The sequence below is a fragment of the Deltaproteobacteria bacterium genome (genome assembly GCA_017302835.1).
Lineage (GTDB): Bacteria > Bdellovibrionota > Bdellovibrionia > Bdellovibrionales > Bdellovibrionaceae > UBA2316.
Genome location: JAFLCC010000016.1, coordinates 42,453 through 65,245, shown reverse-complemented (window position 1 = coordinate 65,245; position 22,793 = coordinate 42,453). Strand labels below are relative to the sequence as shown.

Sequence of the window (22,793 nt, the reverse complement as noted above, 5' to 3'; positions counted from 1 at the left end):
GAGTATTTTAAGCTTAAAATAATGCAAAAAGTTGGCTACCTAAACAGCCGTTTTGCCCTGCAATGGAAGTATGACCCTGAATCCAATTAAACCCCTATCCCCACAAAAAGAAGAAAGAGGCAAATTAGTGTCATTAAAAATGACATCAAGGGTGACTGTTTGCCAACTTAAAGAGCTAAAAAAATCTAAAAAAAGTGAATTTTTAACCCGAAAATCAAGTCAAAAATTTTAGTTTTATCAAGATTTTAACTCTGACCGGGAACCCCTGAATCTTTTCAAACAAGGCTAAGCTGGCAAGGCAATTGCTTAATCAATAAGAATGAAATTATGCTTTAAAATCAAATTTTTTATAATCTTCCTAGTATTAATTTCCAAAGTTTCCTATGGTATGGGATCGCAATGTATTCTATTTTATTCTTCGAAAGGAGTCAATTCTACTGAGTTAGCTGGAAGACATGTTGAAATTGATCTCTCTGAGGTTTTTGCTCAAGTAATGGATTTCAGCTCTATCCAAAAAACAGTTGAATTTGTAAAAAGGGATGATGGATATATCGAGATAAGGTTAATAGGATCTGATTGGTCATCCTTGTTTAACTATTCATCAGAAGGATTCAATAGACAAGGAGATCCTAGAATTCCACTTTTTTTGTTTGGCAAAGAGTTATCAAGAAAAATGGGAGTTAAAGCCATAAAAAATCCAGATGGTTCGCAGTCACTCTTGTTTCCAAACGCAAAGAAGATTAAGCTATTTATTAAGTATGTAAATTCTAAATTAAAAGGAAAGGGAATTGATCCCATAACTTATCTACCAACTAAATTTGGCTATGCTACGGCAAGCGAATTGATTGAATTGTCGCTAAGAAAACACCAAACCTTCAAACTTCATTTTCCATTTGACGACAATCATCCAGACCTAACTCCTCATGAGATATCTTATCATTTGGGGCAAATATTATTGCCCAAAAGGGTAACTGAAAGAGCCAATGCTGTCACGACAAGAACCCTTCAGTTAATTTCTTATTTGGAGTCAAAAAGATCGTTTTTAGGCAATCGAGTTGATACAATTTCTGCTGATTTACTCAAAGAGAGATCTTTCGAATTAGACTACGGCACTGCAAATACGATGTCGAGAATTGCCAGTATAATAGCGAACTCACCTTCAAAGAATTCAGATGCTTTCAGGGTGATTGATATAGAATTGTATTCCGATTTTTTTAAAGATTCAATTGAATCCCTTTCAAGATCAAATTATTTACCTTCTTTTGCAGTCGTTGCAAGGTTAGTCAGACTGCTTAAGATGCCTGAACTGCAAGAATTGTTTCCGAATGAGTTGTCATCGGATAATTCTTTTGCGATGGCTACTATCAATTCTTATGGAAAGAGTCTAAGTCCCGATTTATCACTTTTGGAAAAAAAGATTATAAAGCGACTGATTTTTGATTTTATTGCTAAACATGCTGAAGAAGACAAAAAAGAAGGTTTTGATTTGCAAGATCCCAAAGAAGTCTTTGCCGAATTATTTATAGGTTTGCAACAGCGGATTGATGAAATTAATGAAGCCGCTGAGGGATTCGATTTGGATAGACTCTTTAAATCTAAATAAGTAATACTAATAATTCTATGGCTTTAGACTAGAGAAGTAAGTTGCTATCAGCTCGACGTCGTTATCTGACAGAGAAGAGGCGATGGGATTCATCATGGAAACTTTTCTTGACGGATTAAGAATAGCAAGAGAAAAAACCATCAATCAAAACTTGAACTGACAGTACAGATTTTTTTAAAAAAGTTAAAAATAAATTGATGAACAAAAGGGCAACTGTCAGATTAAATCCCAACTTCTACATCTTAGTTCTATTTGGGTTCGTCTTTTCTTTGGCAGCCTCTGCTGCGCCGCAAACGAAATTTCTTGAAGGCAAAGAACCTATTGCTGCCAGCAAGCCAACATGCCTGACCTGGTGCTTTCACAGGGATACCGTCAGGTGTAGAACTCAACAACTCATTTCCCGATCCTTTCATTTAGAATCTTTCGAATGTTCTGGAGTTCCTCTTTGGAAATTTTCGATTCGCTGATGAGGTGCATGACCATGGCACTTGGATCGCCTTGAAAAACATTGTCCGACAAATGACGAAGACTTCCCAACTCGTAGTCTTGCCGAGAAATCAGAGGATGGTAAGTGTGAACTCGATCATCCTGCTTCCAGCTCTGGCGATTTCACCTTGGGCGTTGGTACAATTAGTTTTCAATATCACTTTAATAAAAATGAAAGCGCTCGCAGCCCATCCGCATTCTCAGAGGGTGTCTGACCAGAAAAACCCAACCGTAAATGTGTGCCTGCTTTGCCATCAATTTGATAGTTCTGTTCTGGATAAATAAGAATTTTAGATGATTTCGCTCTTGTCGCCAAAGATGTCGAATTTTCACCCGTGTTCAACCAAATGGCCATGCCTCCATCTGGCGTGCGCCAGGAAAGTTTTTCATGTTCAGTTTTCAATTGCCCCAATACATCTATCATTGCCAACAGCCGGATTTCGTAAGCTCGGCGCACTCTGCGTAAATGTCGCTCGAAGCCACCTGAGCCCATCCACAAGGACAATGCCTTTTGCATGAGGTGTTCATTCTGCCGAGAAGAAATTCGTTTTAATTTTGCCAACTCATTGCCAATTGACTTTGGCACTGCCATGAATCCTATTCTGGCAGAGGGAAACAATACTTTTGAAAAAGTTGAAACATACAATACCAATCCACCGGGGTCAAAACTCGCAAGCGGCGCAACGGGTTGACTAGCATAGTGAAATTCGTGGTCATAGTCGTCTTCTAAAATCAGTAGGCCGTATTTATATGCCAATTCATACAAGTGTAGTCTTCTTCGCGCAGAAAGCGTGACCGTTGTTGGGTACTGATGAAGCGGGGTAACGTAAATAAGACGAACTTTTTTTTTCCTTAATATTTCTTCTAGGTAGTCAGTGATGAGTCCTTCTGAATCCACGGGAATAGATACAATTTTTGCTCCAGCAAATCGAATGGCTTCGATGGCTGGTGGATAACCAAATGCCTCCACTGCCACATAATCTCCTGGCCGAACCAATAGCTGTGACAAAAGAAAAATGGCTTCTTGAGAACCGTTTGTCACCAAAATTGACCTTTCGCTTACATTCCGAACTCTTCTTAAGTAAATAGATATTTGTTCCAAAAGACTTGGAAGCCCAATTGGATCACCATAAAGAAGAACGTCTCGCGACTTCAAGGCATCATACAAATAGGACTTAAATTCCCCCATCGGAAACAATCTCGGATCAGGAAAGCCAGATGGAAAAGCATGTCTATATTTTGTTTCTGGATAATAGTCGCCAATATGAACGGGTCGAGCCAATTCAATTTTAGGAAGCTTAGGTTGAAAGTCACGCATCACCGTCGTTCGTGGCTGCAAAAAAGTCGAGGGCAGCGTACCAACAACCCGATAACGAACTTTCTCTTGTGCTTCAATCCAACCTTCAGCGACCAACTCTGCAAATGCATTTAAAATGGTGTGCCGATCAAATTTTAAAATTCTAGATAGTTCGCGAGTCGACGGAAACAGCTCGCCAGCTTTAACATGCCCTTCACGAATTGATGTTCGGACCGCTTCTGCTAGACGCTGATATTTCGGAGCTCGACTCTTTGGCAGCTTAAATAATAGTTGTTTCATCTGGTGTATAATTAAATACCAATCTGGTTGTTCTATATCAACCAGATTCTTGATAGTTCTTTCAGATAAATTCATAAACAAGGAGAACGCAAATGACCTGGGCATCGGATCCAATTGAACTTTCCACTGAAAGAGTCGTCCTACGAACAATGACTCAAAATGACATCGAAGCCATCGTCGAGGCCGTTCATGACCCCTTGGGCTGGAGCGGGAGAATGTGGGGAATCGATACTCCTGAAAAGATTCGAGATATGTTGAAAAAACAAATTGAGTCCCAAGCTCGTGGGGAATGCAATCCATTTGTTTATTTTGTCGAGGGTCAAGTTGTGGGAATAACCAGATATCACAGCCTATTTCCAGGTCGAAAAGCCCTTGAAATTGGCGGAACATGCATTAGTCCAAAATGGCGAAGAACCTTTGTTAACACTGAAGTCAAAAGTCTTTTATTCAAATATGCATTTGAAAAGTTGGGTGCTGTGCGTGTTGAGCTAAGGGTTGATTACATTAACTATACCTCGCAAATGAATGTACTTCGTCTTGGCGCAACGTTTGAAGGAGTGATTCGACATTGGCAAATTAGAGTGAATGGCGATCTTCCCAGCGGAATGTTGTATTGCATAACAAATACTGACTGGCCAATGATAAAGGAAAGACTTTACGCACTCCAAAGTCGACAGATTCCAAGTTCCAAATTTTTACCATATAACCTTGAAACCGACACTCTATCTCTTCGAATTCATCAGCTTCCAGACAGCAATGAACTGCTTCAGTTAACCCGGCGAAATAGAACTAGTCTTATCGAAAGCTTTCCGCAATCTGCAGCAATGGAGTCAATTGAACAGGCGCAGGCCTATATAGCTGAAAGGGCCCACTGGGCAGCTTCTGGTAATGCTTTCTATTATGGAATCCGAAACAAGAAGACCCACCAACTCATTGGTCAGTTTCAAATTAAGCACATCAATTGGACGTCAAAGTCGGCTGAACTTGGCTACTTTGTGGATTCCGACTTTCGACGTAAAGGAATTACCACGAGTTTGATTAATTTAGCCATCGACGAACTTTTTGAAAAACGGCTGTTTCGTCGCCTCACCGTGCGAGCTGTAACTACAAATGAGCCCAGTATTAAACTGGCGGAAAAATTAGGTTTCATAAAGGAAGGTATCCTTCGATCTGAGTTCACAACTGGAACCGGGGAAACAGTTGACAATATTCTCTTCTCGAAACTGTCGAAACAGATGATCGGATTGCACGGCTTAAGAAGTCGCCCCCTTGGTTGAAAATGCCAGTATCTCCCAGTTTTTATAATCCGAGCTTATTTTTAATGGCTGCTAGTTCTTTTTCCTGTTGGTCAAGGCGCGCCTTAAGTTCAGCGTTTTCTTGCTTGATTGATGCGTTTTCGACTTTCAAAAAAGCGATCTTATGATCAACCCCTAAAAACTTCATATAAAGCTCCTGAATGGCTTTAATTAGGGGCGAAATGAGTTCTGAGTACCTAACGCCATAACGATCTGTTGTTTCGTCGTGAGTGACAATAGAGGTCTTTTCCCCTTTACCAATCTCATCAATCACTTGTTCTGCTTCTTGGGCAATTAGGCCATAGTGAACATCATTATCAATTCCAGAGTTCCAACGGTAGGAAACCGGGCGCAATTTGTTAATAAAATCCAAGCCCAAATCGGTTTCATAAATATCTTTTTTCTCACGACGATCAGAGGTATTGATTGTACCATTTGTCGCATAGACTGTTGTGAATCGATAGGTGGCACTGCCAAGAGTCGTGGTATTGTCTACCGCTGGTGAAATAACTCCAGCAACTTGGAGGGTAGTTTGTGGAGCTGTAGTTCCTATACCTACGTTGCCGGCGAAGTAGTTTTTGGCTGCTGAAACTTTTTGGTAAACACCCCAGTTATTTGTGGCCGTAGCACGAGTATCTAAAAAGATCCCATAGTGATTGGTGACGGTGCCCCAGTTGTCATCATAGATATATACGCCGTAGGAATTTGTCGAAGTACCGGAATTATAGTCATTGTGGTAGAATCCATAGCGATTCGTCGATGTAACGGTCCCTGATGTAGACAAATTCGAACTCACCCCATACATGTTTACTGTGCTGGCAGGTCCATCTAGCTCAGTGGTTAAATCAATTCCGGTAAGTCTTGTTAATGTTGTTGTCGGACTGCCAGAGCCCATTGCGAGAATATTAGCGCCCGTTACATTTGTTGCGGTGCCGCCCAATGCAGAAGATACAACATTGATGCCTTCCACAGTAGAAGCAGAAGAAGTCGCAGCTCCATTAAATGTGGACTCAATTCTCATCCCGCGAATAGCCCCATAGCCGTAGGCTCCAGTTGAATTGTTGTAGGCTTTGAGTTGAAATCCTTGGTTGACTGCTGTGGATGCGGATGGTGGCAAAACGATCAGACTGAAATCGCTTAGGTTTCTAGTTCCGGAGGTGGCAACATTTGTCTCATTAACAGTGAGCCTACTGACCGGCGTCGTAGTCCCTATCCCAACGTTGCCAGCACTAGTGACAGAAAATATCTCTACGTCCGAATTATTGAGGACGCTTAGACGACTATCTCCATTTGCATTTATAGTTATGTCTTGAATGGACATTTTTGAATTTCCTGTAGTCATTCCTACTCCAGGATCGGAATCATAGAAATTCTGGAACTGTAATTTTCCGCTGGACTGCGGAAAGGAATTGCCGAAAAACTCGAATAAATTATTGCCATTGACAAGAACATTACCGACAACGTTAAGTTTTTCCTGTGGAGCTGTCGTTCCGACACCAACATTCCCATTAGACAGAATCGTCATTTTGGTAGTATTATTAGTTTTCAAGTTCAAATCAAATGCATCGTTGGTACCGATGTTCCCCGCCACACCAAAGCTGTTACCGCCGTTGATAAAGGTTCCAGCAGCGCCAGTGATCGGTAAATCCGTCGAAGCCAGTGCACGAAATGTCGGAGCTGCAGGGCCGCCAGAGGCAGGTCCTGCGAAAACAGTATTAGCTGTCTGATTAGCAAGGGTAGCGGTGATGCTACCATTAGCAGTCAGTGGTGAATTAGTAACACTGAACATCCCCGGAAGCGTCAACCCCACACTGGAAAGACCACTGCTGGTACCAAAAGTTTTCACAGCCCCATCGTAATACTTCATCACGTTAGAACCTGAATCATACCAGATTTGCCCAGTGGCAAGTCCGCTGGAAGGATTTCCCGCAACAACTGGAAGCGCAACACTGCCGTTACTGGTAGTCTGAACATAATTCGCTGCCGGAGTCGCAAGCAGAGTATTTAGATTTGTTAATTGAGTTGGATTCAGCGCCGGAGCTGTCGCCGGATTACCACTGCCATCCACCGCGCGCAGAATATGACTCACTTCAAATTTATCTACTTTTTGCGCTTCAAGTGCGTACATAGCTTGCGGTACATAATTTAAATTCATAAGCGGCATCGCCTCATAGGCGGCCATCGTTTCATCTTTAAAATACACTACCAGTTTACGTCCATCAGAAGAGTTAGGCGTGTAAGTAGTGCCCGTCGCACAGCGAGTGGTATCCAAAGTCATCGTTTCACGATTAGCAAAAATGCGGTCTACTTGGTAAGTTGCCGTATCTAATCTTGTACCAGTGCCATCATTTAGAGTAAGGGCAAAAACTCCGGAAGAGCCTGCCATATTTAAAGTTTGAACTTCTTCATAAAGCAAACAATTTTCTGAACCAGGAGAGCGAACTTGTAACCGAAACTGAACTGATGAGCCTTCAAGTGGATTGCCGTCAGGTTTAAAAATGCGCCCTTGGTAGGACACGCCAGGGTTGTTAGCAAAACTGGCTGGCGCTAAAAAAAAAGTAAATAAAATGAAAAGGACTTTCATTGGCCTTCTCATTGATATTCTTCTCCAGAGGTGATGCGTCCGTTAACGTGCAAATAAACTTTGTAGCCATTCTGAGTGGCAGCGAGTTGTTTATTAATTAATAACCCGGCAGATTGCTTGACTCGAAAGCCAGAGACCGCAGTAGAAACGTAATTGCTTGAACCCGAAACATTTTCAAGCGAAGTGACTTTGCTAAATGGAACTAGAGGAACACCCGAACTGCCGTCTAGTGGCGCGATAGATGTTATAGAAGCGTTCATATAGCAACCCGATAATACAAATTGAAGCAGTAAAAAAACAAATAATCCTAAGCATTTCATACTTAGGATATATCTCGGATTGAACCTTCAAGATCTTTAGTTAAAAACTACATTTGACCCAAATTTTGACAAAATTATTAACACATTCCTAGATTGAGATTTTTTTAGAGAAAATTATCTCAATCTAGGAATTTTCAAACAATTCCCTGAGCTTTTAATTAAGTTTAGATATCGCCGATCCACACTCACTTTTGAAAATAAAGAGCTCTTACGCAAATCTCCATGGGTTCGACAATGCTAGATACAACCACACCTTGGCTATTTAACTTTTCGTATAAAATAAGGCCGGTCAAGGAAGCACCGAAGTCCTGAATAACTAAGGAAGTTCTTGAACTACCTAAAGTTCCAAAAACACTGTCTGAACGAAGAACCTGACCACTCATTCCTGCTATTGGTCCACTCACAGCTGCAAGTTGATACCTGTAAATATTAGAATAGGATTCTTTTTTTACAATCTCATACCTGGTTTTATCACCACCATTCATTCTCACATTTATAAAAGCACCTTGGGAGCTAGAATTTAGTTCAACTGAATTGTATAAAGCGCCCCCGTGGCCAGAAGAGGTAGGGTTATAACCGTTGCAAGTTAAAGGTGCACTCAAAGCTGTGGCGGTAATTAAACTCGCGAATAAAGTACCAAATAAAATCTTTTTCATAGAAAATTCCTTCATATTTATGGGTTTAAGCAAATGAACCATCCAAAATTGAAATACTAATTAAATTGATTAATTCCTAATCCCTTAGGACAGGTAGAGATATACCTAAATTAATCCTAATTTACACTTCCAAGATGAGACTTTGTAAATTTACCAGTATCAAATTCTAACTTTGGAGCCTTTTAAAAAATTTACCAAGAGATTCTTAATTCAATTTTCAATTCTTTATTCTTCATTCTCTTGATAATATGAGGATTTCTAAACCACTAATAGAATCTACTGAATTAAAAAGTATTTAATCATAGATCAGACAAACTCCATAATTTATACTTAAATATTAAATTTGGAATAGCTTCATGAGTAAACCTCGAAAGTTAACGATTCATCCTCTGGAAAGTACCTATTAAATCTGATCCCAAAGTTTATTCAGCCAACCAAGGGCCGTGGGATTTTTAGTTACAATTCTAATAGTTTGCTGACATGAATAGGGACATCCAGACAATTTGAGGGAAGTAAGCCCAGCACTCTCAACAAAGTAGTCAGGTAAGTACCCCAAAGCCATTCCTTCTTGTATGAGATTTTCCATCAGTTTCAATCCGCAAACTTTGTACCTAATCATCCGCGGAAACTTGTCATCTCGCCAACCGTCAATAGAGAAAGACTTCGCAATTTTTCCTAGAATTGAAGAGTCAGGAGCGACAAAAGGATATTTAAGTACTTCGTCAATAGGGATTGCCTTGTTTCCATATTTTTTAACTAGCGGGTGACTTTTAGAAGCGCAAGTTTTGAATTCAACTTTTGCCAATACACGACTAATAAGATTTTCAGGTGGGTCCAATGTGATAAGAGCGAAGTGGGACTCACCGTCCATAACCTGATTAATAGCGGCTACTTCGCCTCGAATCGTAAACTGTATTTTCGCTTGTGGAAAAAAATTCATGATTTTTTTTGCTATTTCAATTCCGAAGGAAGTCTGCAATATTTCTTCTGAAGAAACATAGACATTGAGACTCCCGTATTCTCGCCCCCTTAATTCAAGACGAGCATCCTCTTCGAGATAAATAATATTAGCTGCTTTCTTTTTCAAAACTTGCCCCTCTGGAGTTAATCTAATACCTCGTCCAGACTTAAAAAAAAGTGGTGTTTGTAGTTCTTCTTCAAGACGGGCAATAGCTTTACTAAGTGATCCAGAAGAAACATTAATCTTTTCAGCAGCTCGATTGACATTTTCAATCTGGGCCACGGCTAAAAAGTATTTAAGCTCAAATATTTCCATAATCGAAACAATTATTTCATTTACATTCCTTTTTCAAGATCAATTTTTAGCTTATAAGCACCAAAACAACAAATGAATAAACAAGGTAAAAAATAAACGCATTACAAAAAAGGAGAACCTAATGAAAATATCAGTTTTTAACATTATATTCGGACTTGTATCTATGGCTGCAGCACACGCCACTGAAGTCAGTCCCTCATTTGAATGTAAACTCCCTACGGGAGAAGTCGCTAAATATCAGACTTTAAAAGATGTTGACCTCACCCGACCTCTCTCTTCAGGTTATGGTGGCATTACGGGAAAGAAAACCATTCCTCTGTTTGTCAATGGTAAAGGTCCCATTTACTACTCCTTGCAAATTGTAACAACTCGAATTGGTGATGAAGTTCATTACACATTCAAAGATCGATATTTTTTAAATGATACAACCTTGAAGTATTTCGCACCTACATACAATCGAAATGAATATGTGACAGGCGAATACAGAAGCGACTATGCTATTTATCGGCTCAATTGTGAAATAAAGAGATAATTTTTTTGATCGCGGAAAGCAATAAAAGGATTATTTGTCTTTTCCCAAAAGTCGGTTTCTTTTCAAGCAAATCAACTTGGCAGCTGTTTTAAAGCTTTAAATCTTCATCGTAGATTCTTAAATTGAAATCATAGGAAGATCAAAGAGCAAAAACTCACAGCCTTGATCGGCACTTAGTTTTAGAGACTTTTCAGCTTCTAGAGCCAGTGCATCACCAGGAGCTAGTTGAAGATCATTAACTAAGGGAACTCCATTTATTATTTGTAAATAGTAAATCCGATCAGGATGAAGTGATTCTGCAATTGAAATTTTTTCATGCGACTTAAATCCATAAAGTTTAATATCTTGATGGATTTTTAAAGACTCTTTTTCCTGCGTCGGCGAAACTAAAAGGGTTAATTTTTTTTCATCTAATGCCCGAGTAAAGGACTTTTGTTGATAAGATGGTGGCAGTTCTTTTTGATCCGGTTCAATCCAAATTTGCAACAGATGAACCGGTGAATCTTTACGATGATTAAATTCAGAATGTCTTACCCCCTGTCCAGCTGTCATCCTTTGAACTTCACCGGCACGAAGTAGTTCAGAATTTCCCAGGGTGTCTTTATGCTCCAAGGTCCCTTCAATCATATAGGTGATGATTTCCATATTTCTATGACTGTGGGTAGGAAAGCCCGCTTCAGGCGCTATGAAGTCCTCATTGATAACCCTAAGAACACCAAAGCCCATATATTGGGGATCATGGTATTCAGCGAAAGAAAATGAGTGATAACTTTTAAGCCATCCGAGGTTAGCCTGGCCTCTCGTATTACTAAGACGATGAAAGATCATAAGAACCTCCTATTTCAATTTAAACTAGAGAAAGTTTTTCCTCAAGTCATTCATTATCCACAGACTTGCTAATTGTCATCAGAAGAGGAAACCACGTGTTAAATGAAAATCTAGAATTTAAATTCTGCCATAAGATTTTATGGCTACTATTTGAAGGAAATTTTCGCAATTGTTTTCCTGAAAGGGCCCTTTCAGATATAATATTGCTATTGCTTCTCCCAAAGAATCAAAATCAAAATTATATTATTTTTGATTTGTGGATCTTTCTAGAAATCCAAAGGAAGAGCTGGGCGTCCAACTTTTCCAAAGTAAAAAAAGGGGAGGATTCCAACCATTGACTAATATATCACCTAAATTGATTAGTTTCGATCCCACTATCTCCGTGATATCTTGGGCTGCCTCCACAATTTTTTCCTTTACTTCGATTGTTAATTTCGAATCCTTGGAAGCATATTCTGTTAAGAAAAATACTGTTGATACCAGTTCACGTAAATAGAGCACTTGAGCGTCTCTAATTTTAGAATCATTGCCATCAACGATAGAAGATAACTGGCTTAGTTTGAACTTTAAAAAAACAAAAATAGGGTTATCTTTAGAGGAAATTGGAGGAAAGGCCAATTTAGTGTCCGTCATCTTTTGCAAGGTATATGCAACTTTAAGAAGATGTGAAAGTCTTTGCCCTTGAAACAATGATTCTTTTGAAGAACTTAGTGACTCCGTGATCTCTTTTCTAATGAAGTCACTGATATTCCGTATTTTTTCAAAATCTCTTTGGTAAGGACTTTCAAATAATGGATTACTCAATCGCCGAGTCACAAAAAGTTTTGCGTTTGGTATACTTACATTTATAATACTAAGAAGGTCACGATAAAGTGAATTAGCAATATCCGGCGTTTTAGCTTTTTTTCTCAAATTTTTATAGGAAAACATAGAAAGAAATTCAGGTCTCAATCTTAACAAAGTTCTAATGGTATTTATATCTGGAAAAAATTCTTTATGGTTTATTGAATATTCATTGAAGAAATGTTTAATCAAAGTATCAATCATTGGGGAGTCATTGATTGTTTTGATTTCATCATTTAGAAAAACTACCAATAAATTTCTATAAATTACGAACTCAAAATCCGTCCATTTTTTTTCAAATCGACTCTCAACAGCCGATACTAAATCAGTCAAATTTACGCCTTCAAAGATCTTCTTAAATTCACTTTCGAATTCATCCCATTTCGCATCCAAATTTAAATCATCACCATTTTTTGAATTTGTGCCCTCCGAGTTCTTCTCGTTTTTTATAATCCAAAGTTTTTGGACTTCTGCTAAAAAGGGCATCAATTTTTGTTCTAGTTCATTTAATTTCGATTCTATCTCGCGAGATTCAGAAGATTTTTGTGGCACAATTGAATGTGCATTGCTTTTTAAATCTATTTTTGGTTCATAATAGTAGGTACAACTTTGGTCAGCAAAAACAGGTGCCGTGGTAAACTGCATGAAAATCGAAAATTTAACAACAGAAAAACCAAATTGACTTGCTTTTCTCTTAATTAATCTCATGTTTAATCCTTACATTCTTACAAAGCATTTAAGGCTGTTCCAAACTTCTTTGGATTTATTTCTCAAGTGTGCCAACCGGACTGACCTTTATTGGTGAGTAGTGCGATTATCTTGCCAAGTGTGAATTACTGTTAGGGGGCATTGTGACGTAAGAGGATTCCCTAAATGAGATCCATGGGCTGACAGCTGTCTTATAAATTGACATCGATTTGCCTCTTTCTCAGGGTTTTAAATACAACCCCTATACTCACCAAAAGATGGCCCACTTTTTGAAAATATAATTTGAGTATGATTAGATTATGCAAATTCGGAATTAACTTATTTTACTTAATACTAAGTACTTATTTTTCTCTTTCTGTCTACGCCAATGAAACCACCATGGAGAGTTGCGCTTTCAAGAATTTAAATGACCGTCTAGGGCCCATTAGGGATCAAAGTGACATGGGTTGGTGTTTTGCCAATACCGCAGCTGATTTGCTGAGCTACGCGCATTGGAATGAAATTGAATCCCATTTAAATTCTCAAAACCAACTCATGAGTTTATCCCCAATAGCTCCTGCTGGGTCTGAGCATCAGGTCTCTGCCATTTATACAGCTCTGAATTATCAATGGGCGCAGATTAAAAGCAATATAAAGCCTGAAGAAATTTTTTCCTCAGGTGGCCTCATTTATGAAACTTTAAATATCATTCAAGAAAAAGGATTTTTTTGCCCGCAATCACTTGATTACTCGCTGCTTAACACGGGATTTAAAACAAAATTACGTGAAAAATTTAATCGTTTCAGTGAAATTCATGAAAACTATCAAAAATACATCTCTACAAAAAACGAAAATTTTAAAGCACAATATGTGAAAATGATTAAGGAGTTAGAATCACAAGGAACATTTTTATCCAATTATGATAAGAAAAAAATCCAATCCGTTTTAGAAGAACCATTAATTCATAATGCCGTGTTAAAATTAACCGAGGTTGTTTGTGAGGATAGAAAAATCGGCATTAGCAAAAGAAAAAAATTTAACCGTCTTGCCTCCTACAGAAACAGCACAGAGGAGTTTTACAACGAAGAATTGCATCAAAAAATAACTCAAAATGAGGTTCTAAACATCATTGACAAGGTTCTTGACAATGAAAAGCCTCTGGGAATTTCGTATTTACTTCAAAATGTTATCAATTCAGAAATGAGTAATACCATAGAGCATGCCTCTATCATCTCGGGAAGAAAATTTACAAACAACACTTGCTATTATCAAATTAGAAATTCTTGGGGAACTGATTGCCATCGCAAAGCTTTCATTAATTCTGTTTATATCCCTGATTACCCGATTTATAAATATGAATGCGAGGGCGGCACCTTTTGGGTCCCGAGAAAGGACTTACCTCGTATTTTGCTAGAAGTTTTTCACGAAGATTTATTGTCGCCCTAATTCATCTTGTTTTATGTAGACTGCGCAAAAAGACTGGTAGAGCAATGTTGGACTGCGAATTAATAGGAATTGGAAGCTAAATTAAACTGTAGAATTTTCTGTTCAAGCAGGCTCAACTGGCAATAATGAAAGGCCATAAAACATTCATTGCTCTTGAAATCATAATGTGAACGAATTTTTTTTGCCAAGGTAGAAAACTGATGACCTTTAACTGTAAACCTAATAAGAACTGGACTTTTAAATCTCTCGATCAAGTTCATTTTCGTCAATTCGTTGTTACTAATTCTAATAAGTATACCCGAACTGGATACATTAACAGATTCTGAAATTATATTTAATTCTTTATCGATATAAACAGCTTCTTGCAAAGAGAATCTCCGAGGAGTCTTCCAATAATGAAGTGCTGGATTGTAAATTAATTTTTGATAGCTAGGATTAAACAAAAACATTAAAGGGATGACAAAAATAACTACAGAAATCATTGATTCCATTATCGTGTAGTTCACCTCTGTCAGGCCCACTGCTAAATTATTTACGGAAACAAGAAGGACCAATCCTACTGCGACGTAATTTATATATTTGTAAACCCTCCATATAAAAATGCTAGCAATCAAACAGGAAGCCATTACCAGCCAATTTATAAGACTTAGCTGTGAAAAACATAAATAAATATCACTAAGTTCATATTCAAATAGATACAAAATTTGCGCTGGAAAGGAAATAACCACTCCTAATAAAAATAGGGATAACCATGAAAAATAAGATGGCTTTTTATTCATAAAGTTTCCCTGAAAAAGCAAAGCAATAACTGGAAATCATGTTAACGTACCGTCGTGCCTCACTTAATTCAACGTCATTAAGCCAACTACTTTTATTTTTGAAAATTGAATTTCTTACACGAGTAAATCCTGAATTATAACTCGCTAATATAATCCATTCGACTTCCTTTTCAAAATTAATATCATCTCCCAAGTTTCTATCTAAAAATTCTTTTTGTTCATTTTTGTTCCAGTAAGTTTTTAAATAATTTAAATAGGCCAATCCTCCTTGAATTGATTTCTTAGGGTCCAATCGCCACTCGTTAGTCGCATTAATTTTTCCAAAAGAAATTAAAGATTTCAATTTCAAAAAGCTAAGATTATTTATTTTTGGAAACCTTGGAAATTCTGGATATTCAGATATAATTTCCTTTTCAGCAATTGGAGTGATTTGAGTCAATCCAAGAGCTTTAGAATAGCTTAAAGCCTTCGTGTTAAATCCAGATTCTTGAGCAATCAACCCCCCAAGAAGAATGGGGTTAACTCTTTCTTTTTCACCTAAATAATTGATCCATTTTAACATATCTGAATGAACCGAAAACCATTCTGTTGATTTAATTTCATTTAGCTCATTCCAAAAGCAAGTAGGAGGAGTGATATCGATTTTTAATTTCTTATTTTCAGCTGACTTAAAAGAAAAATTAATTTTATTTTCTTGTTTGGGATTTAATTTAAAATTTTCAAATTCAAAAACTAAATTGTTATTGTTATTTAAAATCACTTGGGCTTTTTTATAAAACTCGTCAGTCATATTAACACCGTTAAATTTCACAGTGATCTTATTTTTCATATTTAATTTCAGGGAATCATGCAGATGGACTCGCAAATCCTGTTTTTTATGAAAAACTTGATTCTTTGGACTAACGGCAATGTAGGCATTATTTGTAGCTGCTATCCCACGGGCCGGCATTAAAGGGTCAGACCGCATGTCTGGGTCACTCAATTCATCTGGAAGCCCCTTTGAAATTCTATAGATTTCCTTTATGGGAACGGCACCAAATGGAGTCGCTGGTCCAGCACACCCCAGCAGAAATAGAAATGTTATGCCAATCATTGTAAGTTTAACCAAAGTAATTACCTCAAAAAGATTGATGACTACCCTCTTATTATTAGCTATTTATCGACTTGTTTTTAAATTATTTTACAAAATGGAGTGGATTTATTATCAATGCTTTATGTAGATTCACTTGACACCTTTAATCCATTGCGAATTCAAAAAGATATTCTTCTGTGTATTTTGTCTCTACATTTTTTAAAACATTTGTCTTCATTTTTTATTAAAAAAATGAGACAAAAATTAGTAACTCGTGATTTCTACGGACCGGCCATCAGGATCCATAAGAATGGCTTTTTTACCCTCTTTATCGTCTATAGGATCTAATATCCCTATAAAACCGGCCTGGGTTAACTTATTAAAAATGCTATTTATATCTGAAACTTTAAAAGAAAAAGTATAGTGTGGTTGAGAGTCCACCCTTATATTAATTTTTTCTATAAATGAAATTTCTAAATTCTCAATTTGGGAAGTGTAAAACTCGGTACCCAGACTGACCTGATTCCTTTGAAAAACCAACCCAAGTAATTCATAAAAATTTAATACTTTTTTTAATTGCGAACTCGCAATGATGACAGATCTTAATCTCATATTTTACTTTCTCTGAAGAGCATCTTTTTAATCTACCGTGAAACTTTAAAAGTGACAATACAAAGTAGCTCTTATACTTTATTTAAATACAGCTAAGGACATTTAAATGACTACAGATCCGCTTACATCTCAAAAAGTTTTTTTAAAAGACTACCAGGCTCCTCATTTTGAAATCAAATCTACAGAGCTCATTTTTGAAATTTGGGAAGACAAAGTCCTCGTTACCCAAAAATCACGTTATCGTCTTTTTGAACTTAAGCCTATCTATTTAAATGGCTCTCAATTAACCCTTCTGAGTATTTCTCAAAACAATCATGTTCTGACTCCAAATGAATTCACTTTAGAGACGGACAAGGAACTACTTGTGCTCCGTCCAATGGAAATGGAGTTTGAACTTTTAATTAAAACAGAAATCGACCCATACAACAACAAGTCACTTGAAGGTCTTTACAAAAGCAATAAATACCTTGTCACCCAATGCGAAGCTCAGGGCTTCAGAAAAATAACTTACTTTCCCGACCGCCCTGACATCATGACAAGTTTTTTAGTTACTATTGAAGCTGACAGAACGATTTTTCCAGTTTTACTTTCAAATGGAGAACAGATTAACAAAAAGGATATCTCTTTAAATAGACATCGAGTCACCTGGCAGGATCCTTGGAAAAAACCTTGTTATTTATTTGCGCTTTTTGCTGGAAATGTTGGCAACATCAAAGACAGTTTTACAACAATGACTGGGAAAAAGGTTTCCTTAGAAATTTATTGCGACCATGGAAAAGAGTCTCGTTGTCATCATGCCATGGATTCTTTAAAAAAAGCCATGCTCTGGGATGAGCAAGTCTTTCATCGTGAATATGATTTATCTCAATATCTCATCGTAGCTATTGATGATTTTAATGCCGGAGCCATGGAGAATAAAGGATTAAATATCTTTAATTCTCGACTCATTTTTGCTGATCCAAAAACAGCAACTGATATGGATTTTTTTAATATTGAATCTGTTGTCGCCCATGAGTATTTTCATAATTGGACAGGGAATCGCATCACCTTAAGGGATTGGTTTCAGCTTTCTTTGAAAGAGGGTTTAACAGTTTTTCGAGATCAGGAATTTTCAGCAGACATGACAGAAAAAGGGGTACAGAGGATAAAAGATGTCGACACCCTTAAAGAGAAACAATTCCCTGAAGATGCTGGCCCCAACGCCCATCCAGTGAGACCAGACTCCTGTTTCAGCGTTGATAATTTTTTTACATCTACTATCTATGAAAAGGGTGCAGAGATCATCCGCATGATGAAAAATCTTTTAGGAAAAAAACAATTCCTAATTGCCATGAACAATTATTTTAATAAATTTGATGGTCAGGCCATTACCACTGACGATTTTAGAAAAATTATTCTAGATGACTCTGGAATCATGTCAGAAATATTTCGTCGGTGGTATGAGATTTCCGGAACTCCAGAAATCATCGTTAAAGAGACTTTCAATGAAGCTACCAAAAGCTACACTCTTTCGATTGAACAGAAAGACAATCTATTTCATTTTCCTATTTTTATAGATTTTTTCGACAAGATCGGAAATAAGTTAGATATTCTTAACAAAGACATTCATATCAATTCGGATGGGGAAAAATTTATTAACTTAAAAGAACCCTTGTTTTTTTTACAGCTGAATGATTTAGCCACTAAACCAGTTATCTCTTTTTTAAGAAATTTTTCTTCCCCACTTAAAGTAACCTGGGAAAGAACTTTAGACGATTTATTTATTCTGGCAAATCATGACGATGACACTTTCAACCGAAGGGAATCACTTTCTACTATTTACATTCAGCTCTTTAATGGAATCTATAAGAGTGCTAAAATAGATCCGCATAGGAACCTCATGGAATTGGTTGATGAAGATCAGGATCTTCTTTCATACTTAAAGACATTCAGTGAATTGGTTTTATCCTGTATTAGAAATGAAAATTTGTCCGCTATCGTAAAATCAAAATTATTACTATTTCCAAACCCTCAAATTGTCATCCAAAATATAAAAGTTCTCGATTCAAGTCTTTTACAAAAGATCGAGAATTTCATAAAAAAACATATTGTTGAATCAAGTTTTCAAGAAATTAAATCTTATTTGCTTAAACTCAAAAATGAAATTTCAATCTTAGAATCAGCTCCAGCATATGATTTCAAAATGGCGGCCCAAAGAGAATTATTAAATAATCTTTTCGAACTCTTATGTTTCTCTGACCAAAATGAGAATCTGTTAGCTTTGCTTTCGGAGCTCAAAATAGACCATAATTTTAACCAAGAAATTAATTATTTTAAGTTTAGAATGCGATTGCTAGATGATACTAACAAAATTTCGGAAATGAATTCTTTTTTAAAAAAATGGGAACATGAGCCCTTGGTTATCCAAAAATGGATGCAAGTCATTGCCGACACTAATTCTGAAACCACTTTCGAACTTGTGCAAAAAATTTACCATAGTGAAGGTTTTAATATTCAAAATCCAAATCAAGTTTATTCTTTAATTCGTACTTTTGGACAAAATATTTATGTTTTTTACTCTAAAGAAAACTACTGGGATTTTTATCTGGAGGTTATAAAACGAATTGATTTATTCAATCCTCAAGTTGCTGCGAGACTCGTTTCGGCATTTCAAATTTCAAACTTATTGCCTCAAGAAGTCAAAACACTCTTATCTGCTAAAATTTCTCTTTTTGTTAAAGATAATAAACTTTCTAAAAATACATATGAGTTATTATCCAAATACGAGGCGCTCGTTGGTTAAAACTGCTTTGTGTTGATCCTCAGAAAAAACTCATGGATAAGATTGTTAGTTTTGATGTTTATTAAATTAAATTGAATCAATATGAATTCTGTCGAGGCCGGTTCATCCATAAATACAATTTCTAATCTATAAATCCCCTTTTTATTTATCTTTATAAACGGAAGGTCGCCCAACAAATGACTGCTTTTTTTAGATTGATATTTATACTTTACATTTTTTATTAAGCTCCAATCCTTTGGCAGCTCATGGCTCATCTCTTTTTTTTCAATTTCATTTACAAGATATGTTTGAAATGGGTTTAGTGGCTTTTTCTCTGTCTTTAAATATAAATAGCCAAAAAGACTTAATGAAATTGAAATTAAAAAAAGGGCAATAATATTTTTTATCATAACATAAATTAATGTCTTATACTTGTCGCTGGCAAGCTAGGTTCCAAAGGGCTTACCTGTTTTTTTTCATAGGATGGAGCCACATTATAATCGCAGAGATTGTAATTATCTTTCATCCACTTTCTTTGGGCGGCTAATTCATCTAAACTAACCTCAAATAGGATCGAACTACAGCTATATTTTTTGTAAGCATCCGCGATTGCCTGAACTTCTGGAGGAATCAAAGCCAAATTCCAAATCAATTTTATTCTTAACCATTCTGCCAGATAGGTACAGACGTAATTGGAATTAGGAGGTAAATAACTATAGGGGGAAGAGTCTCCTTTTGATAAATTTTCAAAGGCCGAAGACGATACCAAATGACCTCTATATCCCATATAATTTGCATACAGACATCTGAGTTTGTTATCCCATTTCCATGCCCCCGCAATATAGGCGTGTTTTAATGGGACCATGTGGTCTATTTGAATTTCTTTAGATAAAACGAATAACCGATTACTATAGGGATCTAGCCACTTACCCTGAGAAACAAAGCATTTATTTCCTGGAACCAAACCTACTGGATCTTTTGAATCACGAACAAGCACAATTCCTCTTTGGTTTAAACAAGTGCCATTTCTGCTATCGACAATCCAGGTACCAAATTGCTTCACTCTATCATAGGGCACTAGAGGTACCTGTAGGGGTTGATGAAATTTCTGCCAAATTAATAAATTTAATTGATTGGTTACAGGAATCAATCCTGTTTTTATGGCACTTCTTGCAAACTCAGTTGGATTTTCAAAGCGACGACGATCCACAGTTTTATCAGAAAAAAAATAATAATGATCGTAGGCTTGATTGTTTTCTGGGGCCGAACCCGAATGCTGAACGGTTGAATACAATCTAAGGCTGATTAAGAGCACTGCAATGAGAATCTTACTATATAGATTGTTCATCAAAACACCGCCTCGAGATCAATTAAAGTCTGAAAAGAGTGACTTTGGCAATACCGATTCTGCAAAAATATCTATTTCCAAAATGTTTAGACTCATTGCAGTCAATAATTCCTCGCTTTTTATTTTTTTTTCATTTAAAACCACCCTATGTCATTAAAGAAAGACTCCTGTGAAAATTGCGAAAACCACACCGAGAGTGTGTTATGTGTTTTTTCTGAAGTGAGCACTCTATTAGATAAAATCAAAGTAAAATGTAGATACAAACACGGCCAATCTATCTTTATGGAGGGCAATGAACCCTTGGGAATTTTTATTCTCCAATCGGGATTAGTGAAATTGGAAGTCAATTCCTGTGAGGGAAATTCCCACACATTAAGAATTATTGGACCTGGTGGCATTATAGGGTACAGATCTCTTTTGGCTGGCGAATCTTATAAAGCGAATGCTATCGCCATTGAAGACTCTGATCTATGCTTTATCCCAAAAAATGAATTCATTGAGATTTTAAAAAAACATCCCGAATCCTCTTTAAAATTTATGCAATTTATTTGCAAAGACTTACGCCAGGCTGAAGAAAAATGGATAGACCAAATTGATAAAGGGGCCCCTCAAAGAGTTGCCGAAGCCATTTTGTTTTTACAAGACCAATTTAAAGATCAACAATGGACTCGAAAAGAAATAGCACAATGGGCCGGCACAACTCCTGAAACAGTCATGCGAACCCTTGCTCAGTTTGAACGGGATGGGCTTGTTGATCAATCTGGAAGAAAAATTCTAATCTTAAAACGCGATAAAATTATAGAGAAGTCCCATCATTTATAGTTAAAATGCTAAAAATACCCTATAAGGTTGGCACTTGTTGCCGATTCAGCATATTGGTTAACTTTGGTGTTTAATTCAAAACCAATTAAATTATCATAATTATAAGATACAGCAGCTCCATAATTTAATAAGGTCTTCGATGTACTTGCCGAAGTATCCATAACTCCTCCAAGCAAACTTACTTGGACTAAATTCCATTTGTTTACAGAAAGGTTAACGATGGAATACTTTCCATAGGCTGAAAGAACATGAATATTTTCTTTATATTCTCGGGCTGTTTGATTTCCAAAATCATCTTGATTTAAAAAACTAGAATCACTAGCGATAACTCGCATATTGGCATAACTCGCCCCAGCGGACCATCTATCAGATAAAATTCTTTCAATCCCAACTCCCAGGCCATTACCAGTTCGGCTGATACTCCCATTCTGCATCGTCAGACTTGAACTACCAACAAGAACCTTCCATTGCACTGCCTGAAGAGGCTTAAAATCTTCCCTTTCGACATTAATCAAAATCTGGTTAGGCTGCTGAGCGTGAGCCAAAGTAAGAGCTCCAAAACTGAACAAAAATATTAAACAAAATACCATTTGATTCATAAAAATCCCTTCTTTGAATTTCAATTGTCATTAAAATTCAAAGCTGAGTTTTTGTCTATAAAAAAAATTAGCAATGCTTTAAGCAAGCCCCCTAACAACGATTTCTAGATATGACATTTGTTTCTTTTTGGCAACCCTTGGGTTCACATCTTTCATATCTTAAGTAATCGCAACGATCCATAGCCTTCTGTTCGAGCCTCCACTGAGAGGAACCTTCCTCAATAAACTCACGAGTGGTCCCATAACGATCAGTGCCGAGAACAGTACACTTATAGGTCTCTTCGTAACATGTCCTAATACATTTTCCATGATGCTTTAAGCATTCTCCACAACTGTCATGGCCACCTCCATGCTCTTCCCAGCCTTTATCTTCAAATGAGCATTGATAATTGCCGTACCCACGGTGATCCCTGTCCCTCGCAACTGCTGAATTTAATACTCCCATAAATAGAATCATTGTTGCTAACGCAAGTTGATTTAATACCATTTTCACATTTCCCCCTTTTGTTTTATTTGATTAATTGATTAGAAAACTTATCTGTTCTACTTAGCAATTACCAAGCTAAGCAAAACTAAAGCCAAGATAATTTGACACCATTAATCTGCTTAAGTTTCTGACGCAGGAACTTTACTCTCTTACTTCCAGG

The 22,793-nt window shown here is 36.9% G+C and carries 21 protein-coding genes; 6 read left to right on the top strand and 15 right to left on the bottom strand.

Annotated features, from left to right (window positions below):
- The first annotated feature begins 388 nt into the window (after positions 1 to 388).
- Positions 389 to 1,603 (top strand): hypothetical protein, encoded by a 1,215-nt coding sequence (locus tag J0M15_14330; GenBank protein ID MBN8538227.1) that lies wholly within the window; start codon positions 389 to 391, stop codon positions 1,601 to 1,603.
- Positions 1,604 to 1,996: 393 nt separating this feature from the next.
- On the opposite strand, the gene J0M15_14325 is transcribed toward J0M15_14330, so the two are convergent.
- A complete protein-coding gene (locus J0M15_14325; protein MBN8538226.1) occupies positions 1,997 to 2,164 on the bottom strand; it encodes a BlaI/MecI/CopY family transcriptional regulator in 168 nt (55 codons plus the stop codon).
- An 82-nt stretch (positions 2,165 to 2,246) separates the two neighbouring features.
- Positions 2,247 to 3,761 carry a PLP-dependent aminotransferase family protein gene (locus J0M15_14320; protein MBN8538225.1) on the bottom strand — a complete coding sequence of 505 codons (1,515 nt, stop codon included), beginning with the start codon at positions 3,759 to 3,761 and terminating at the stop codon, positions 2,247 to 2,249.
- 17 nt (positions 3,762 to 3,778) lie between these two features.
- On the opposite strand from J0M15_14320, the gene J0M15_14315 reads away from it, so the two are divergent.
- The gene (locus J0M15_14315; protein ID MBN8538224.1) at positions 3,779 to 4,963 is read left to right on the top strand and encodes a GNAT family N-acetyltransferase; all 1,185 of its coding nucleotides are present in this window, start codon (positions 3,779 to 3,781) and stop codon (positions 4,961 to 4,963) included.
- A 22-nt stretch (positions 4,964 to 4,985) separates the two neighbouring features.
- Here the strand turns inward: J0M15_14315 and J0M15_14310 are convergent, their stop codons facing one another.
- From J0M15_14310 to J0M15_14295, 4 genes are all read right to left on the bottom strand, one after another.
- Complete coding sequence (locus J0M15_14310) at positions 4,986 to 7,565, bottom strand: tail fiber domain-containing protein (GenBank protein MBN8538223.1); 2,580 nt, start codon at positions 7,563 to 7,565, stop codon at positions 4,986 to 4,988.
- Between the two features lie 8 nt (positions 7,566 to 7,573).
- Positions 7,574 to 7,825: a hypothetical protein gene (locus J0M15_14305; GenBank protein MBN8538222.1), complete on the bottom strand. Its 252-nt coding sequence runs from the start codon at positions 7,823 to 7,825 to the stop codon at positions 7,574 to 7,576.
- A gap of 245 nt (positions 7,826 to 8,070) precedes the next feature.
- A complete protein-coding gene (locus J0M15_14300) occupies positions 8,071 to 8,541 on the bottom strand; it encodes a hypothetical protein (protein ID MBN8538221.1) in 471 nt (156 codons plus the stop codon).
- Between the two features lie 403 nt (positions 8,542 to 8,944).
- Positions 8,945 to 9,817 (bottom strand): LysR family transcriptional regulator, encoded by an 873-nt coding sequence (locus J0M15_14295; GenBank protein MBN8538220.1) that lies wholly within the window; start codon positions 9,815 to 9,817, stop codon positions 8,945 to 8,947.
- A gap of 121 nt (positions 9,818 to 9,938) precedes the next feature.
- Between J0M15_14295 and J0M15_14290 the strand changes: the two genes are divergently transcribed.
- Positions 9,939 to 10,349 carry a hypothetical protein gene (locus J0M15_14290; protein ID MBN8538219.1) on the top strand — a complete coding sequence of 137 codons (411 nt, stop codon included), beginning with the start codon at positions 9,939 to 9,941 and terminating at the stop codon, positions 10,347 to 10,349.
- A gap of 117 nt (positions 10,350 to 10,466) precedes the next feature.
- Here the strand turns inward: J0M15_14290 and J0M15_14285 are convergent, their stop codons facing one another.
- Both J0M15_14285 and J0M15_14280 read right to left on the bottom strand, forming a co-directional pair.
- Positions 10,467 to 11,177 carry a pirin family protein gene (locus tag J0M15_14285; protein MBN8538218.1) on the bottom strand — a complete coding sequence of 237 codons (711 nt, stop codon included), beginning with the start codon at positions 11,175 to 11,177 and terminating at the stop codon, positions 10,467 to 10,469.
- Positions 11,178 to 11,420: 243 nt separating this feature from the next.
- Positions 11,421 to 12,728 (bottom strand): hypothetical protein, encoded by a 1,308-nt coding sequence (locus tag J0M15_14280; GenBank protein ID MBN8538217.1) that lies wholly within the window; start codon positions 12,726 to 12,728, stop codon positions 11,421 to 11,423.
- 288 nt (positions 12,729 to 13,016) lie between these two features.
- Between J0M15_14280 and J0M15_14275 the strand changes: the two genes are divergently transcribed.
- Positions 13,017 to 14,153 carry a hypothetical protein gene (locus tag J0M15_14275; protein MBN8538216.1) on the top strand — a complete coding sequence of 379 codons (1,137 nt, stop codon included), beginning with the start codon at positions 13,017 to 13,019 and terminating at the stop codon, positions 14,151 to 14,153.
- Between the two features lie 59 nt (positions 14,154 to 14,212).
- On the opposite strand, the gene J0M15_14270 is transcribed toward J0M15_14275, so the two are convergent.
- The 3 genes from J0M15_14270 to J0M15_14260 all read right to left on the bottom strand — a co-directional run bounded on the left by J0M15_14270 (position 14,213) and on the right by J0M15_14260 (position 16,616).
- Positions 14,213 to 14,932, bottom strand: a complete 720-nt coding sequence (locus tag J0M15_14270) for a hypothetical protein (GenBank protein ID MBN8538215.1) — start codon at positions 14,930 to 14,932, stop codon at positions 14,213 to 14,215.
- Positions 14,925 to 16,040, bottom strand: coding sequence for a transglycosylase SLT domain-containing protein (locus tag J0M15_14265; protein MBN8538214.1), 1,116 nt, complete (start codon positions 16,038 to 16,040; stop codon positions 14,925 to 14,927). Before J0M15_14265 ends, J0M15_14270 begins: the two co-directional genes overlap by 8 nt.
- 228 nt (positions 16,041 to 16,268) lie before the next feature.
- Positions 16,269 to 16,616 carry a hypothetical protein gene (locus J0M15_14260; GenBank protein MBN8538213.1) on the bottom strand — a complete coding sequence of 116 codons (348 nt, stop codon included), beginning with the start codon at positions 16,614 to 16,616 and terminating at the stop codon, positions 16,269 to 16,271.
- Between the two features lie 106 nt (positions 16,617 to 16,722).
- Between J0M15_14260 and pepN the strand changes: the two genes are divergently transcribed.
- The gene (pepN, locus tag J0M15_14255) at positions 16,723 to 19,398 is read left to right on the top strand and encodes an aminopeptidase N (protein ID MBN8538212.1); all 2,676 of its coding nucleotides are present in this window, start codon (positions 16,723 to 16,725) and stop codon (positions 19,396 to 19,398) included.
- Here pepN and J0M15_14250 read toward each other — a convergent pair.
- Together J0M15_14250 and J0M15_14245 are read right to left on the bottom strand one after the other, a co-directional pair.
- Positions 19,395 to 19,787, bottom strand: coding sequence for a hypothetical protein (locus J0M15_14250; GenBank protein ID MBN8538211.1), 393 nt, complete (start codon positions 19,785 to 19,787; stop codon positions 19,395 to 19,397). The two genes, pepN and J0M15_14250, sit on opposite strands and share 4 nt — an antisense overlap.
- A gap of 8 nt (positions 19,788 to 19,795) precedes the next feature.
- Positions 19,796 to 20,725 (bottom strand): HNH endonuclease, encoded by a 930-nt coding sequence (locus tag J0M15_14245; GenBank protein ID MBN8538210.1) that lies wholly within the window; start codon positions 20,723 to 20,725, stop codon positions 19,796 to 19,798.
- A 147-nt stretch (positions 20,726 to 20,872) separates the two neighbouring features.
- Here J0M15_14245 and J0M15_14240 point away from each other — a divergent pair, with 147 nt between their 5' ends.
- On the top strand, positions 20,873 to 21,547 hold the full coding sequence (locus tag J0M15_14240; protein MBN8538209.1) for a Crp/Fnr family transcriptional regulator: 675 nt from the start codon (positions 20,873 to 20,875) through the stop codon (positions 21,545 to 21,547).
- An 8-nt stretch (positions 21,548 to 21,555) separates the two neighbouring features.
- Here J0M15_14240 and J0M15_14235 read toward each other — a convergent pair whose 3' ends face one another.
- Both J0M15_14235 and J0M15_14230 read right to left on the bottom strand, forming a co-directional pair.
- Entirely contained in the window at positions 21,556 to 22,146 is a 591-nt protein-coding gene (locus J0M15_14235) for a hypothetical protein (protein ID MBN8538208.1), read from the bottom strand.
- A gap of 91 nt (positions 22,147 to 22,237) precedes the next feature.
- Positions 22,238 to 22,639, bottom strand: a complete 402-nt coding sequence (locus J0M15_14230; protein ID MBN8538207.1) for a hypothetical protein — start codon at positions 22,637 to 22,639, stop codon at positions 22,238 to 22,240.
- Positions 22,640 to 22,793: the final 154 nt, after the last annotated feature.